Annotated in this window: 15 protein-coding genes; 5 read left to right on the top strand and 10 right to left on the bottom strand. The window is 63.3% G+C overall.

What is annotated here, in order from left to right:
* Positions 1–65 precede the first annotated feature (65 nt).
* Positions 66–4,139 carry an ATP-dependent RNA helicase HrpA gene (gene hrpA / locus AC3WLT_RS29630; protein ID WP_492595203.1) on the bottom strand — a complete coding sequence of 1,358 codons (4,074 nt, stop codon included), beginning with the start codon at positions 4,137–4,139 and terminating at the stop codon, positions 66–68.
* A 23-nt stretch (positions 4,140–4,162) separates the two neighbouring features.
* Here hrpA and argA point away from each other — a divergent pair, with 23 nt between their 5' ends.
* Positions 4,163–5,551 carry an amino-acid N-acetyltransferase gene (argA, locus tag AC3WLT_RS29625; RefSeq protein WP_492595202.1) on the top strand — a complete coding sequence of 463 codons (1,389 nt, stop codon included), beginning with the start codon at positions 4,163–4,165 and terminating at the stop codon, positions 5,549–5,551.
* A 206-nt stretch (positions 5,552–5,757) separates the two neighbouring features.
* A complete protein-coding gene (locus tag AC3WLT_RS29620; protein ID WP_035546551.1) occupies positions 5,758–6,033 on the top strand; it encodes an oxidative damage protection protein in 276 nt (91 codons plus the stop codon).
* Between the two features lie 110 nt (positions 6,034–6,143).
* On the opposite strand, the gene AC3WLT_RS29615 is transcribed toward AC3WLT_RS29620, so the two are convergent.
* Positions 6,144–6,329, bottom strand: a complete 186-nt coding sequence (locus AC3WLT_RS29615; protein ID WP_492595201.1) for a hypothetical protein — start codon at positions 6,327–6,329, stop codon at positions 6,144–6,146.
* 539 nt (positions 6,330–6,868) lie between these two features.
* On the opposite strand from AC3WLT_RS29615, the gene proP reads away from it, so the two are divergent.
* Complete coding sequence (proP, locus tag AC3WLT_RS29610) at positions 6,869–8,371, top strand: glycine betaine/L-proline transporter ProP (RefSeq protein ID WP_492595222.1); 1,503 nt, start codon at positions 6,869–6,871, stop codon at positions 8,369–8,371.
* A 100-nt stretch (positions 8,372–8,471) separates the two neighbouring features.
* On the opposite strand, the gene AC3WLT_RS29605 is transcribed toward proP, so the two are convergent.
* The 6 genes from AC3WLT_RS29605 to AC3WLT_RS29580 all read right to left on the bottom strand — a co-directional run bounded on the left by AC3WLT_RS29605 (position 8,472) and on the right by AC3WLT_RS29580 (position 12,835).
* Complete coding sequence (locus tag AC3WLT_RS29605; protein WP_492595200.1) at positions 8,472–8,960, bottom strand: metallophosphoesterase family protein; 489 nt, start codon at positions 8,958–8,960, stop codon at positions 8,472–8,474.
* 34 nt (positions 8,961–8,994) lie between these two features.
* Entirely contained in the window at positions 8,995–9,804 is an 810-nt protein-coding gene (locus AC3WLT_RS29600) for a hypothetical protein (RefSeq protein ID WP_492595199.1), read from the bottom strand.
* Positions 9,805–9,806: 2 nt separating this feature from the next.
* Positions 9,807–10,382 carry a TMEM175 family protein gene (locus AC3WLT_RS29595; RefSeq protein WP_492595198.1) on the bottom strand — a complete coding sequence of 192 codons (576 nt, stop codon included), beginning with the start codon at positions 10,380–10,382 and terminating at the stop codon, positions 9,807–9,809.
* A gap of 142 nt (positions 10,383–10,524) precedes the next feature.
* A complete protein-coding gene (locus AC3WLT_RS29590; protein ID WP_492595197.1) occupies positions 10,525–10,875 on the bottom strand; it encodes a cupin domain-containing protein in 351 nt (116 codons plus the stop codon).
* A 151-nt stretch (positions 10,876–11,026) separates the two neighbouring features.
* The gene (locus tag AC3WLT_RS29585; protein WP_492595196.1) at positions 11,027–12,427 is read right to left on the bottom strand and encodes an FAD-containing oxidoreductase; all 1,401 of its coding nucleotides are present in this window, start codon (positions 12,425–12,427) and stop codon (positions 11,027–11,029) included.
* Between the two features lie 219 nt (positions 12,428–12,646).
* The gene (locus AC3WLT_RS29580) at positions 12,647–12,835 is read right to left on the bottom strand and encodes a hypothetical protein (protein WP_325042783.1); all 189 of its coding nucleotides are present in this window, start codon (positions 12,833–12,835) and stop codon (positions 12,647–12,649) included.
* Positions 12,836–12,950: 115 nt separating this feature from the next.
* On the opposite strand from AC3WLT_RS29580, the gene AC3WLT_RS29575 reads away from it, so the two are divergent.
* Together AC3WLT_RS29575 and AC3WLT_RS29570 are read left to right on the top strand one after the other, a co-directional pair.
* On the top strand, positions 12,951–13,271 hold the full coding sequence (locus tag AC3WLT_RS29575; protein ID WP_492595195.1) for a hypothetical protein: 321 nt from the start codon (positions 12,951–12,953) through the stop codon (positions 13,269–13,271).
* A gap of 184 nt (positions 13,272–13,455) precedes the next feature.
* Positions 13,456–13,992: a lysozyme inhibitor LprI family protein gene (locus AC3WLT_RS29570; RefSeq protein ID WP_492595194.1), complete on the top strand. Its 537-nt coding sequence runs from the start codon at positions 13,456–13,458 to the stop codon at positions 13,990–13,992.
* A gap of 28 nt (positions 13,993–14,020) precedes the next feature.
* On the opposite strand, the gene AC3WLT_RS29565 is transcribed toward AC3WLT_RS29570, so the two are convergent.
* Positions 14,021–14,563 (bottom strand): nucleoside deaminase, encoded by a 543-nt coding sequence (locus AC3WLT_RS29565; RefSeq protein ID WP_492595193.1) that lies wholly within the window; start codon positions 14,561–14,563, stop codon positions 14,021–14,023.
* Positions 14,564–14,606: 43 nt separating this feature from the next.
* On the bottom strand, positions 14,607–15,728 hold the full coding sequence (locus AC3WLT_RS29560; protein ID WP_492595192.1) for a BMP family ABC transporter substrate-binding protein: 1,122 nt from the start codon (positions 15,726–15,728) through the stop codon (positions 14,607–14,609).
* Positions 15,729–15,855 lie beyond the last annotated feature (127 nt).

Below are 15,855 nucleotides of genomic sequence, written 5' to 3'. Positions count from 1 at the left end.
TGCGGAAAAAAGGGGGACGCGAAGGATCCGGATGCGGTTCTCACACGCCCCGCCCCACCCGCCGCTCAGCGCTGCATCGATTCCCACACCTTGTAGAGACGCTTCACCGATACCGGCATCGGCGTACGCAACTCCTGCGCGAACAGCGAAATCCGCAACTCCTCCAGCAGCCAGCGGAATTCCGACAGGCGCGGGTCCAGCACGCCGCCGCGTTGCGCCAGCGCGCGCTGATAGTTCTGCGAGAGCGGCTGGAATTCGGCGAACTGCCGGGCGTCGCGCGCCGGGTCCGCCTTCAGCTTGTCGACGCGCAGCGCAATACCTTTCAGATAGCGCGGGAAGTGCGCCAGTTGCGGGTACGGCGTGTCGACCACGAAGCGCTTGCCGATCAGTCCATCGAGCTGGTTCTGCATGTCCGCATGCGCCGCGGTGAACGACTTCGCCTGCACCAGCTTCTTCGTCACAGTGGCGTATTCGCTCAAAATCTGCCCGACCAGCCGCGAGATTTCCTGGGCCAATAACGTCAGACGGCTGCGGCCTTCGTCGCGGCGCGTGTGGAAACTGACGTCGTCGTCGGGCAGCGGATCTTGCAGACACGCGCGATCGAGCGCGGTGTCGATCAGTTGATCGCGCAGTTCTTCCTGGGAGCCGCGCGGCATGAACTGCATCGCCATTTCGCGCAGACCCGGCAGATTCTTCTCCAGATACTTGATCGGCTCCTTCAACTGCAACGCAAAGAGACGCCGAAGCCCCGCGCGATGAATGCGCGCGGCTTCGTCCAGCGAATCGAACACTTCGACGTCGCAGTCGGTGCCGCGATCCACCAGTGCCGGATAGCCGAACAGCGTCTGCCCGCCGCGGCGAATTTCGAGCAGCTCGGGAAGCTTGCCGAAATTCCACGTCGTGAGCTTTTCGTACAGCGCAGTGGCGGGTGCACCACCTTGTGGCGCAGTCTGCGGACCGGCCGGCGCGCCCTTGCCGCGCTGCCCGGCGTTCGTCGACGCCACCGGTGCAGCGACGCTGCCGCCCCCCGCATCCGCCAACGCCGCCCCGGCTGCGCCCGCCGCGATCTTCTGGAAATGCTGCTGCGCCTGGCCGCCGAGTTCGGCGCGCAGTTGCGCCAGGTTGCGGCCCATCGAGAGCTGCCGCCCGTGCTCGTCGACGACCTTGAAGTTCATGAACAGATGCGGCGTCAACGTCTCGAGCTTGAAGTCCGATTGCTTCATCGCGACCTGGGTCTGCTCGCGAATGTCCGCGATCAGCGATTCGAGCAAACCGCCCGCGCCGAAGCGCGGCCCGCTATGCCGCTCGACGAAGCCCGCCGCGTATTCCGGCAGCGGCACGCAATGACGCCGCAGCTTCTGTGGCAGCGATTTCAGCAGCAATTGCGTCTTCTCTTTCAGCATGCCGGGCACGAGCCATTCGCAGCGCCGCGCGTCGACCTGATTCAGCGCGTAGAGCGGCACCGCGAGCGTCACGCCGTCGCGCGGCGAACCGGGTTCGAAGTGATAGGTGAGCGCCATTTCAACGCCCGCCATCGTCATCCGCTTCGGGAACAGATCGGTCGTCACGCCGGCGGCTTCGTGCCGCATCAGATCGTCGCGCGACAGATACAGCAGGCGCAGCTTGTCCTCCGGCTGGCCGCTCTTTTTCAGCTCGTCGCGATACCAGCGCTCGAACGACGCGCCTGTATAAATGCCTTGCGGAATCGCCTGGTCGTAAAAGCCGAAGATCAGTTCGTCGTCGACCAGCACGTCCTGACGGCGCGATTTATGTTCCAGCTGTTCGATATCGCCGAGCAGCTTGCGGTTGTGCGCGAAGAACGCGAGCTTCGTATCGAACTCACCTTCCACCAGCGCGCCGCGAATGAACAATTCACGCGCGCGCGCCGGGTCCTGCTTGCCGAAACTCACGCGCCGCCGGTGATAGATCGGCAGGCCGTACAGCATCGCGCGTTCGAACGCCGACACCTGCGCCGCGCGCTTCTCCCAATGCGGCTCGGAAAGCGACTTCTTCAGCAAATGCGCGCCGATCCGCTCGATCCACTCCGGCTCGATCTTCGCGATGCAACGTGCGTAGAGGCGGCTCGTCTCGACCAGTTCGGCAGCCATCACCCACTTACCCGCCTTCTTCACCAGCGCGGAACCCGGCCACAGATAGAACTTGATGCCGCGCGCGCCGAGGTAATACGGTTCGTCGTCGGCTTTCAGGCCGATGTTGCCGAGCAAGCCGGTCAACAACGCGAGGTGAATCTGCTCGAAGGTGGCTTCGGCCTCGTTCAAACGCCAGCCGTGTTCGCGCACCACCGTCAGCAGTTGCGAATGCACGTCGCGCCATTCGCGCAGGCGCAGTTGCGACAGGAAGTTCGTGCGGCACTCGTCCTGCAACTGCCGGTTCGACTTCTTGTGCGCGATCGCTTCTTCGAACCACGTCCAGATTTTCAGCCATTGGAGGAATTCGGAGCGCTCGTCGGCAAAGCGGCGATGCGCCTGATCGGCCTGCTCCTGCGCTTCGATCGGCCGGTCGCGCGGATCTTGCACCGACAACGCGCTGGCGATGATCAGCACTTCCTTCAGCGCCTGCTGATCGCGCGCGGCGAGAATCATCCGGCCGACGCGCGGATCGAGCGGCAAGCGCGCGAGTTCGCGGCCGAGCGGCGTGAGCTGGTTGTCGTCGTCGACCGCGCCGAGTTCGTTGAGCAGTTGATAGCCGTCGGCGATCGCGCGGCCCGGCGGCGGTTCGATGAATGGGAAGGTTTCGATCGCGGTCAGGTGCAGCGACTTCATCCGCAGAATCACCGACGCGAGCGACGAGCGCAGAATTTCCGGATCCGTGAAGCGCACGCGGCCCTGGTAGTCGCTTTCTTCATACAGACGAATGCAGACGCCATCGGCGACCCGGCCGCAACGCCCCGCCCGCTGATTCGCGGCGGCTTGCGAAATCGACTCGACCTGCAACTGCTCGACCTTGTTGCGATATGAGTAGCGCTTCACGCGCGCAAGGCCCGTATCGACCACATAACGAATCCCCGGCACCGTCAGCGAGGTTTCGGCGACGTTGGTCGCCAGCACGATGCGGCGCGCGTTCGAGGTGCGGAATACACGCTCCTGCTCGGCGGCCGAGAGGCGCGCGAACAGCGGCAGAATTTCCGTATGCGGCGGATGGTGCTTGCGCAGCGCCTCGGCGGCATCGCGAATTTCGCGCTCGCCGGGCAGGAAGACGAGCACGTCGCCGGGACCTTCGCGGCACAACTCGTCGACCGCGTCGACGATTGCTTCCATCAGATCGCGATCCGTCTCGCGCTGGGTTTTCGGCCGGTCACGCGATTCACGCGACGATGACGACGCCGAGGTCCCTTGCGCCGCCTTCACCGCCGGACTGTCTTCCGCCACCGGGCGGTAACGCACTTCGACCGGATAGAGACGGCCGCTCACTTCGATCACCGGCGCGGGCTTTTCCTCGCTGCCGAAATGGTGCGCGAAACGGTCCGCGTCGATCGTTGCCGAGGTCACGATCAGCTTCAGATCGGGGCGCTTGACGAGAATTTCCTTCAGATAGCCAAGCAGAAAATCGATGTTCAGGCTGCGCTCGTGCGCTTCGTCGATGATCAGCGTGTCATACGCTTTCAGCAGCGGATCGGTCTGCGTTTCGGCGAGCAGAATACCGTCGGTCATCAGCTTGACCGAGGCGCCAGGCGACAGATTGTCAGTGAAGCGCACCTTGTAGCCGACCACTTCGCCGAACGGCGTGCCGAGTTCTTCGGCGATGCGGCGGCCCGTCGCCGACGCGGCGATCCGGCGCGGCTGCGTGTGGCCGATCAGGCCGGTGCCGCCGGCGCCGAGGCCGCGCCCCAAAGCGAGGCAGATTTTCGGCAACTGGGTCGTTTTGCCCGAGCCCGTCTCGCCGCAGACGATCACCACCTGATTCTGTCCGATCGCGCGCGCGATCTCTTCGCGGCGGCCGGAGACGGGCAGCGCTTCGGGGAAAGTGATCGGCGGAATCGGATTCGGTTCGACCACGCGCTGCGGGCGCGGCTGACGTGGTTCGCGCGGTTTGCGCGGTTCGCGGCGAGAATTGTGCTGATCGGCGGCCGGCGCCGGATTCTCGTTCGCCGTAGCGGGACTTTTGGGTACATTCGACATGGGGGCGCATTATAATCCCCGGCATGAATTCCCAAACCGACCTCGTCCCCGCGCCCGCGAGCGTTCCGGCCCCCTCCGGAGCGACGGAAAACCTCGCACAGCACGCGCAATTCGTCGACTGGATGCGCTCAGTCGCCCCTTACATCCATGCGTTCCGTAACAAGACGTTCGTCGTCGGGTTCGGCGGCGAGGTGGTGCATCAGGGGCTCCTGAATGCGCTCGTGTCGGATATCGCACTGTTGCAGGCCATGGGCATCCAGATCGTTCTGGTGCACGGCTCGCGACCGCAGGTCGAAGAGCAGATGAGCCTGCACGGCGTGGAGTCGGAGTTTTCGCACGGCATGCGCATCACGGATGCGCGCGCTTTGGAGTCGGCGAAAGAAGCGGCCGGCGAAGTGCGTCTGGATATCGAGGCCGCGATCAGCCAGGGCTTGCCGAACACGCCGATGGCGCATGCGCACATCAGCGTGGTGTCGGGCAACTTCGTGACGGCGCGGCCGGTCGGCATTCTGGACGGCGTCGATTTCGCCCACACCGGCGTGGTACGCAAGATCGACGCGGATTCGATCCGCCATTCGCTCGCCAGCCGCAAGCTGGTGCTGCTCTCCCCGCTCGGCTTCTCACCCACCGGCGAGGCGTTCAATCTGTCGATGGAAGACGTCGCTTCCGCTGCTGCGATCGCATTGCGCGCCGACAAGATCGTGTTCCTGACCGAAACGCCGGGCCTCATGCAGGCCGGCGAAGACGGTCCCGAGCTGATCCGCGAACTGTCGCTCGACGACGCCTACAAGCTGCACGAAAGCGGCGAAGTCACCGGCGACGCCGGTTTCTACCTGAAGCACTCGATCCGCGCTTGCCGCGGCGGTGTGGCGCGGGCGCACATCATCCCCTACGCGCTCGACGGCAGCCTGCTGCTCGAACTGTTCCTGCACGATGGCGTCGGCACGATGATCTCGTACGAGAACCTCGAAAGCCTGCGCGAAGCCACGCCGGACGACGTCGGCGGCATTCTCGCGCTGATCGAGCCGCTCGAATCGGACGGCACGCTGGTGCGGCGCGGCCGTCACCAGATCGAACGCGACATCGACCATTTCTCGGTGATCGAGCACGATGGCGTGCTGTTCGGCTGCGCGGCGCTGTATCCGTACACGCAGGAGCGCATCGGCGAAATGGCGTGTCTGACAGTTGCGCCTGAAGCGCAAGGCACCGGCGACGGCGAGCGCCTGCTCAAGCGCATCGAGCAGCGCGCGCGGGCACGCGGTCTCACGCGAATTTTCGTGCTCACCACGCGCACCGAACACTGGTTCCTCAAGCGCGGTTTCGTCAAGGCAACGGTCGACGACCTGCCGGAAGACCGCCGCCGGCTCTATAACTGGCAGCGCAAGTCGCTCGTGCTGATGAAACAGCTCTGAGCGTCTCCCTATAAAGCGGACTGCACGCCCCCCACATTGGTACAGTAACCGTTTTTCATGGGACCGGAGTAAGTGCTGAAGCACTAACTAGTAACTATTTTTCATGGGACCGGAGTAAGTGCTGAAGCACTAACTAGTAACTATTTTTCATGGGACCGGAGTAAGTGCTGAAGCACTAACTCCGGTCGACACAGGAGAAGCACAGCATGACTCGTATGGTTCAATGCGCAAAGCTCGGCAAGGAAGCCGAAGGCCTCGATTTCCCGCCGCTGCCGGGCGAACTCGGCAAGCGGATCTACGAAAGCATTTCGAAGGAAGCCTGGCAGGCCTGGTTGAAGCAGCAAACCATGCTGATCAACGAAAACCGCCTGAACATGGCCGATCCGCGCGCACGCCAATACCTGATGAAGCAGACCGAAAAGTTCTTCTTCGGCGAAGGCGCCGATACGGCGCAGGGTTATGTGCCGCCGACGGCTGAGTAAGCGCTTTCGGCTGTACGCGGCCCGTTTCAGTCCCGCGTTCAGCGTCAAGCGCCGGTACTGAGCCGGACAAAAATCCGCGCCGCGTGCGCGGATTTTTTTCGTCTGCTTTTTCATTCACTTTTTTCGTCTGCTTTTTCGTTCACTTTTTTCGTCCGCTCTTTCGTCCGCTTTTTCGTCCGCTTTTTCGTCCGCTTTTTCGTCCGCTCTTTCGTCCGCTCGTTAGCCCACTTGCCGTTCTTCAGGGCGCCGCCGGTTTCTCCGAACGGTACATTTCGGGCCGTGTTCAGGCCGCTCATCCCTGCCGCCGCGATCCGCCCAATCCCCCGCCCCGCAAGGGATTGAGCCCCCTCACCAAGCCCTCGCCGGATGCCGGGTTTGCGCGATCCTCTGTCATCGTGCTACTATGTGCGCCGTTCCAACAGCAATTCACCTTCATTCGCGTTCGGTTCATTGTGGCGCACAGTGCGTGCGGCCCTTCTGGATTGAACATTTTTATACAAGAAGGCTTGTCGGTCATTTCACCGTTTCATCTCACAACGTGAGTGAGTGGCGATCCAGCACCGGCCTTTTTCGTTTCGAGCCTTCCAGCGGCGTGCGGGCCAGCTTTCAGCCACCCCTGCGTCCTCATGCATCTGCCCCCCTTCCACGGCCACGCAGATGCAACAGTCAGCACAATCTAGACGAGTGTTTTTTCGCGAATCGTTCGCGAGGCACGGGCGTTTTGTTTTCTTTTTTGCGCCCTCAACTCTTTCGCCATCTGCGGCGAAGGAGAGGCCATCGCCCCGATCGCGAAACCGCACTTCCCAGCAACCGTGGCGGAACGTTCATGCACATCATGAGTTTCGTCGCAGTCATTGGAGTTTTCACCTTGACCGCTTCCAGCAACGGCTTCTGGCGACACCACAAAGAAGAACAACGCCTCTCCCCCGACGACATCACGATCGTCGACAAATCTCTCCTCAAGCGGGCCGTCGGCGCAATGGCGCTCGGCAACGCAATGGAATGGTTCGATTTCGGCGTGTACAGCTACATCGCTGTCACGCTCGGCAAAGTGTTCTTCCCGTCGTCGAGCCCGTCCGCGCAGCTGATCGCCACCTTCGGCACGTTTGCCGCGGCGTTCCTCGTGCGGCCGGTCGGCGGCATGGTGTTCGGGCCGCTGGGCGACCGCATCGGCCGTCAGCGCGTGCTGGCGATGACCATGATCATGATGGCGCTCGGCACCTTCGCGATTGGGCTGATTCCCAGCTACGCGTCGATCGGTATTCTCGCGCCGGCCTTGCTGCTGGTTGCGCGTCTGGTGCAAGGCTTCTCGACCGGCGGTGAATACGGCGGCGCCGCCACCTTCATCGCCGAGTTCTCGACCGACAAGCGCCGCGGCTTCATGGGCAGCTTCCTCGAATTCGGCACGCTGATCGGCTACGTGCTCGGCGCCGGCACGGTTGCGCTGCTGACCGCGACGCTGTCGAACGAAGCGCTGCTGTCCTGGGGCTGGCGTGTGCCGTTCCTGATCGCGGGTCCGCTGGGCCTGGTGGGTCTCTACATCCGGGTGAAGCTCGAAGAAACGCCGGCGTTCAGGAAGCAGGCCGAGCAACGCGAAGCCGAAGACAAAGCGCTGCCCAAGCAATCGTTTCGCCAGTTGCTCGTAGAGCAGTGGAAACCGCTTTTGCTGTGCGTCGGCCTCGTGCTGATCTTCAACGTCACCGATTACATGGCGCTGTCCTATCTGCCGAGCTATCTGTCGGCCACGCTGCACTTCAACGAAACGCACGGCCTGTTTCTCGTGCTGCTGGTGATGGTGCTGATGATGCCGATGACGCTCGCAGCCGGCCGTCTGTCCGACACGATCGGCCGCAAGCCGGTGATGCTGTTCGGTTGCGTGGGTCTGTTCGTGCTGTCGATTCCGGCCTTGCTGCTGATCCGCACGGGCGAGATGCTGCCGGTGTTCGGCGGCCTGATGATTCTCGGCACGCTGCTGTCGTGCTTTACCGGCGTAATGCCGTCGGCGCTGCCGGCGTTGTTCCCGACTAAGATTCGCTACGGCGCGCTCGCGATCGGCTTCAACATTTCGGTGTCGCTGTTCGGCGGGACGACGCCGCTCGTCGCGGCATGGCTGGTCGACAGCACCGGCAATCTGATGATGCCCGCGTACTACCTGATGGGTGCGTCGCTGATCGGCATCGCTTCGGTGTTCGCGCTGCGCGAAACGGCGCGCAAGCCCCTGCTCGGCTCGGGTCCGTGTGTCGCGACGCGCGCGGAAGCGCACGCCGTGCTGCGCGGCGAACGTGAAGCGGCGGAGATGGATGAAAACTATGCGGCGGCGGCAACGGCGCGTGCATGATGCTGTGGATTGATGCTGTGGATTGATGCTGCCCGGCACTGCGTTAGCCACTGAGTCGTCAAGCCAGAAAACGGGCCGGCAAATATGCCGGCCCGTTTTTTTATGTCAGCAGCGGCTGAAGCGTCGCCGTTGCGTGCGCGCCTTCGACGATCAGCATGCCCGCCGAAACCGGCAACTTGAACCGCCGCGGCCCGGCGCTGCCTGGATTGACGTACAGCACGCCGTCGCGCCCGGCAATCGCTGGTTTGTGCGAGTGCCCGGTGACCACTACGCCGATGCCTTCGCCGCGCGGATCGCCGCTGAGCGCACCGAGATCCGCGATATCGTGCACGACGAGGATCGTCACCTGTTGAACGGTCAGCTTTGCGTGAACCGGCAACGCGGCGGCCCATTCACCGGTGTCGTTATTGCCGCGCACGGCCGTGACCGGCGCGATCTGCGCGAGCGCATCGAGCACCGGCTGATTGCAGATATCGCCCGCATGAATGATCGCGTCGCAACCGGCGAGGAATTGCAGCGCCTCCGGACGCACGAGGTTATGCGTGTCGGAGATCAAACCGATGCGGGTGGTTCTCGCGTGCGAAGTCATGGTGGGCAGTATTGACTGAATCGTTTGAACGCGCTCAATCCGCTTGCGGCTGTTCGGCCAGTTCGCGCTGCGGCGTCCGCGCCGGCCGCTTCGCACCGAGCATGCGTTTGGTCGCGCCCTGCACGGCCACCGACGCCACCGATGCACACGCGAAGCTGAGCAGCACGCTGTAGTGCGGCAGCATCGTCGCGGTCACGGCGAAGAATGCGGCGAACGAGCCGCGGCCGATCACCATGCCGCGCATCAGCAACGCCACGAAATCCGCGCCGTGCGCGCGCTGCGCCGATACGGCGAGCACGATGCCGAGCAGAGGAAACACCGACAACAACCCGCTCCAGGTCGCGCCCATCGACGCGGACAGCGTCGTCACCGCGACGCTCAGCAGCGCGCCGGCAAGCATGCGCAAGGCGAGGTCGCCGAGACCGAGCCGCGTAGCCGGCACGTGTCCCGTAATACGCGGCAAGCCGCCTTGCGAAATGGCGACGGCCACACAGGCCGCCGCCACCGCCCATATGAGTCCAGCGGGCAGATGGGTGAGCAGCAGCGCGATGCCGGCCCACCCCGCCATTCCGGCGGCCAGAGCAAGCGGCCACGCATAGCGCCGGCAGCTCCACGCATAAGCAAAATTGAACGCCTCCGATGCGGCAAGCGCCGCGATCGACGCTGCCGACGCCTGCGCCGCGAACACCGGGCCGCGCTCCAGCGCGAGCAGCAACACGATCGGCCCGGCGACCACCGGCAGCCCCGCGAGCCATCCCGCCACCGACGGTCCCCATACTCGCCCCGCCACCGTCAGCGCGGCCAGAAACGCCGGCACCAGCGCCAGCTTGAGCACAAGCAGCATGCTCAGGCCTCGAGCAGGTGTTCGATGCGCCGGTCCGGCACGAGCCACCACGCCGCGACCAGCGTATAGAGCGCCGCCGAAACCCACGGCGCGACGAACGCCAATACGATGCCAGCGAGATAAATCACGACCGAGGCCTTGCCCTTGAAGTCGTGGCCGACCGCTTTGGCGAGCGTCGAGTCCTTGCCGTGGTGGCGGATCAGCAACTGGGTCAGAATGAAATACGCGTTCGCCGCCATGAACAGCACGACGCCGTACATCGCGGTCGGCCACGAGGCGAGATGATTTTCGCCGGCCCAATGCGTGACGGCCGGCAGGAGCGACAACCAGAACAGCAGATGGAGGTTGGCCCACAGCACCGCGCCGCTGACCTTCTGCACGGTGTGGAACAGATGGTGATGATTGTTCCAGTAGATACCGACGTAGATAAAGCTCAGCACGTAGGCGAGAAACACCGGAATCAACGGCCGCAGCGCGGCGAGATCGAAGCCTTCCGGCACCTTCAATTCGAGCACCATGATCGTGATGATGATGGCGATCACGCCATCGCTAAAGGCTTCGACACGTCCTTTGCCCATCGCTCGGGCTCCTGATGATGTAGGCGGTTAGGCGCGCGGCTCGCCGTCATCCCGCTGTCCGTTATGCCTCCGACGGCCCGCGCCGCTGCCGATTATCGGCGATGGCGCGGCGCTTTGTCGATGTCGGCCGATGCCGTGGCGTTCAACGCGAGCCGCCGCCCGGGTAATACACCGCGAGCCACACGCTCGGCTCCGTCTCGCTCGTCCATGCCACGCGGTGACGGCAATGCGCTTCGATCAGCACGTGGTCGCCGGGCTTCATCGGATGCAACTGCGGGTCGCCTTCGAATTCGAGCGCCGCAGCGCCGCTCAGCAACACGACCCATTCCGCGCGCGGACTGTCGTACCAGAAGCCGGGCGCACTCGCCTGGCCCATCGAGACAATCCGCTCGATGGTGACGCCGGCCTGTTCCGCCAGTGTATCGATCTGCTCGTCGGGACCTGTCCGCCTACCGATATCGAACAGATTGCCGCTGCTGATTGTGCGCTTCATTGCTGGGCCCGTTGCTTTCGCTTATGTGTGTCGCTTATGTGTGTCGCTTATGTGTGTCGCTTATGTGTGTCGCTTATGTGTGTCGCTTATGTGTGTCGCTTGGTTATGTCACTCATGTGCGCCACCCATGCGCGTAACTTAGGTCCACCGCTCACTTCATCGGCTTCAATCCATCGAACAGGGTCGGCACCAGCTCGCTGATGGTCGGATGGATATGCATCGCGTACTCCAGGGTCGGATACGACGCGCCGGCTGCCATGATGTCGATGAAGGTATGGATCGCTTCGTCGCCTTCGATGCCGTGGATCGCCGCGCCGAGAATCTGCTTGCTCCTCGCGTCGACCAGCACCTTCATGAAACCATCGGTCTCGCCGCGTTCACGGGCCCGGCCCACGCGCGACATCGGCATGGTGGAGATCAGCGCGTCACGGCCGGATTTGCGCACGTCGTCTTCCGAGAGCCCGACGCGCGCGAGCGGCGGATCGACGAACACCGCATACGCCATGATCCGCGTATCGACGCTGCGCGTGGCGCCGCCGAGCAGATTGGCCGCGACGATCTGGAAGTCGTCGTATGAAGTGTGGGTAAAGGCGCCGCGGCCGTTGACGTCGCCGATCGCCCAGATGCCCGGCGCAGCGGTGCGCAACTGGCCGTCGACGGGAATCAGTCCGTGTTTGCCGGCAACGATGCCGGCGGCTTCCAGCCCTAGCGAGTCGGTATTCGGCACGCGGCCGGTGGCGAGCAGCAGGTGCGACGCTTCGAGCGCGGGAATATTCTGCTCGAAGCCGATGCACACTTCGCCCGGATGATGCGGATGCGGCTCGACCCGCGACGGCTGCACGCCGAAGCGGATCTCGACGCCTTCGCGCGTCAGCACTTTCTCGACGGAGCGCGCCAAATCGGCGTCTTCACGGGCCAGCACGCGATCGCCACGCACCAGCACCGTCACGCGGCTGCCGAAGCGGCGAAAAACCTGTGCGAATTCGAGCGCGATATAGCTGCCGCCGACAATCGCCAGATGCGTCGGCAATTCGGTGATTTCGAGCAGCGACGAGTTCGTGTAATAGCGAATCCGCTCGAGACCTTCGAGCGGCGGCACGACGGCGCGCGTGCCGGTATTGATGAAGATTTCGTCGGCGCTGAGCTCGGCGAGCACCGACCCGTCCGGCCCGCCGATGGAGAGCGTATGCGCGCCGGTAAAGCGCGCGTGGCCGTTGAACACGCTGACGTTATCCGTGCCGCGCAGCCATTTCTCGACGCCTTCGCGCGATTGGCCGATGATCCGGTCCTTGCGCGCCTTCACGGCCGCCAGATCGACGCTGACCGCCCCGCTCACCTGCACGCCCAGCTCCGCGGCGTGGCGCGCCACATGCGCCGCGCGGGCGCTTGCCACATACGACTTGGTGGGCGTGCAGCCGACGTTCACACAGGTGCCGCCAAACGCAGCACGTTCGATGACAGCGGTTTTGCGTCCGCTTTCAGCGAGACGGACCGCCAGCGGCGAGCCGCCTTGTCCGGTGCCGATGACAACTGCGTCGAAGTGCTGTGGCATGGCAAATCTCCCGAGGCGTGGGTGCAGGTCGTAGCATCTTACCCTTACGCTTCGTGTTGCCTTTGTCAGATCCCTTCTGGACGCGCGCCGTTACCCCCGCGTGCCGGCTTGCGATCTGTGGTTGTTCCGTCGAGGGGGCGGTGCTGTCCGGTTGCTCCGGATTGCCCTCCCTTAATTTGCTCGTGTCTTGATTTGGCCTTGATTTGGCCCCGAGCGCGCTCAGGCGTGGCAGTGGACGGCGCAGATCAGCTCGCGCGAGCGTTGCAGCGCGGCTTGAGCGCCGCGCGTGGCGACCACCCAGCCGACCTGGCCAAGGTTGAAGTCCTGTGACACCATCACTTGCATGAGGGCGACCATCGGCAGGACCACCGACGGTCGATAAAGCTGGTTCCTGATCAAGGCTGGCATGGCCGCTCCCGTCGCACCGCGCCGCTTCGGCGCCGCGCAGAAAAATACGTTTCGATGGGAGGATTTTAGGGAGGCGGCCGCCAGGGATAAATATCGCTAGCGCGAAGTCACTTGTTTGCCAGCACGAACAATCGGGTTGCGGCCTGATGCAACCTTCGCCCGGGCCTCGCTCGTCGACGGAAATGCGTACACCCATGTCGCTCAGCGCGGTCAGCATCGGCAGCACGTTGCCGGACCGAATCTGCCGGCGCTGCTGGGGCGGCTGACGGCTGGCGGCTGGCGGGTGGCGCCGCCGGGCGCCGTCGACGTCGGCGAGCAACTTGGCTTGCCGCCGCTGCCGGCTTCAAAGGTGGTGCTGCATACGCGGCTGAGCGACCCGCGTTCGCAGGAAACCTTGCGGGCGGTCAGTTCGGCGTTTTTGAATGCGGCGTATTGAAATGGCTTAGGCTGGGGAGGACTGAACGCGCGCAGTCACCGGTCACCGGTTCCCTCTCGTCTGCCCGCGCGAAGCAAGATTTGGTAATCACTCACAGGAAGTCACGCTGTTTTCCAGCGTCCGTGCAGCGACGACTGCACCGATCATTCATTGTATGAAAAACCCTCGCACCGCCGGGACTGCAATGAAAATCATCCGCCTAATTCTCGTCGCCGCTCTGATGTCGACGCATCTGCCCGCTCAAGCTACCAGCTTCGACTGCAACAGGGGACACACGCTTACCGAAAAGATGATCTGCGCGGACCCCGCGCTCTCAAAACTCGACGACGCGCTCGGCCAACTGTATTGGAAAGCGCGCCGGCGAGTCGCGAACCGGCGAGCCTTTCTTAACGACAGCGACAGCAAGTGGGCCTGGCGCGAAGCGAATTGCCGCGATGCGGCGTGTCTGAGTGCGTGGTACGCCACGCGGATCGATGAACTGGAGCGGTTGATTGAAAGCATGCGCAGCGCTACGCCGAGTGTTCCCGCCGAACCGCTTCCGCTACCGCAAGCCGGGACCATGGCGCTTCAATGCACGGCTGCGAATCCAGGTATCGTGCTGCACGATCAGTGCTCCACCGTGCTCAAGCAGAACACCCACTGGCGCTACGAGCCGCATGGCGGCGACTGGTTCTGCGGACTCGCCATGGTAGGGGCGGAGAATGCGGTTCCGCCTCAATAAGGTCGCGGCTCTTTTCTCTACGCGCAGATCACCGGCTACTCCAAAACCTCCTCTGCACCTCCATAATTTCAACCTCGACCTCTGCCACCGGCCCAACAACCTCGACTGCCTTCTGGCAGTGCTCAAACACATACCTGCAATCCACACTCATCGTCGGATTCTCCGAATGATCCCCGGTCGCCTCCAGCAATCGCTTCTCAGTCATCCCGAACACGACCCGGCCGATATTGGCCCAATACACCGTCCCGGCACACATGCAACAAGGCTCGACAGACGTGTATAACGTACAGCTCCACAAATACTCAGGCGTAAAATTCAAAGCCGCGACGCGGGCCAATACCGATTCGGCGTGATTGACCGTGTCGACATTGCCCTGCTCCATCAGCACGGTTTCCTGATCCGGCCCAACCAGCACCGCGCCAAACGGATGATGCCCCAGCAGCGTCGCCCGCTCGGCCACCCGGCTCGAATGCCGCAAATGCCGCACGATCTGTTCGGGCGTGGGCGTCAAGCCCTGCGGCGGATACGTCGCCGCCAAGCCGGCGGCGTCTGTCGAGACTGTCAGACTCACGGGCGATCTCCTTTAATAATCGTTAGGCAAACCAATCCATCCGTTACTTCGGCAGCGACCCGTCCACGCCCTGCACGAACCAGTTCAGACGCGACAGCTCCGCATCGCTCAGCGACTTGCCCGCCGCCACCTTCACCGCACCGGACTGATCCGCAATCGGCCCGGCAAACGGATTGAACTTGCCGGAGATGATGTCCTCACGCTTCTGGTTCAACGCCTTTTGCGCCGTCGGCGAAACCGCGTCCGTGTTGATGTCGGCGAGATCGATCGCCTTCTCCTTCAAACCCCACCAGACCGGCGCGTTGGTCCACGTGCCCGACATCACCTGCTGCACCAGATGCGTGTAATACACGCCCCAGTTGGTCACGCAGGCGCCCAGTTGCGCGTTCGGGCCGAACTTCTTCATGTTGGAGTCCCAACCGAATGCGTGGACCTTCTTCTGCTCGGCGGTCTGCATCGTCGCGGTCGAATCGGTGTTCTGGATCAGCACGTCGGCGCCCTGGCCGATCAGCGTTTCGGCGGCCTGCTTCTCGAGGCCCGGATCGAACCAGCTATTGATCCACACCACCTTCACTCGCGCATTCGGGTTGACCGAGCGCGCGCCCATCGTGAACGCGTTGATATTGCGCACGACCTCAGGCACCGGCACCGAGCCGACGAAGCCCAGCGTGTTGGACCTGGTCGTATAGCCCGCGACCAGACCAGCCAGATAAGCGCTCTGATAGGTCCGCACGTCATAGGTGGCGAAATTGGACGCCTTCTTGTAGCCGGTTGCATGCTCGAACACGGCGTCCGGGAAATCCTTCGCCACCTTCAATTCGAAATCCTGGAAGCCGAAGCTCGAACCCACGACGATCTTGTTGCCCTTGGACGCCAGATCGCGAAACACGCGCTCCGAATCCGCCGACTCGGGCACGTTCTCGACACGCGTCACCTTGATCTTGTCGCCGAATTGCGCCTCGACGGCTTTCACGCCCTGTTCGTGCGCATAGGTCCAGCCGGCGTCGCCCGGATTGCCCAGATAGACGAAGGCGATGCCCAGCGGCTGGGTCGTGGCCGCCGCGGCGCCGAATGCCACGGTCGCCCCGAGTGCGGCGGCGACGACGGTCCGCACGGTTCTGATACGCAGTGAGTGATGTAGCGCTCGCGCCAGCTTTGCTTTCATGAATTCTCCGACGATGGTTTGGAAGGTGCCTGCCATAGCGCCCGGGACAAACCCGGGCAGGACTTCAGCATAAGGGGCCATATTCGAAGGTCAAATTCAGCGGAAAAATTATTTCCCGTTATTCCGC

The organism is Paraburkholderia sp. FW306-2-2C-D06C (assembly GCF_058781505.1).
This window is presented reverse-complemented; position numbering and strand designations above follow the sequence as displayed.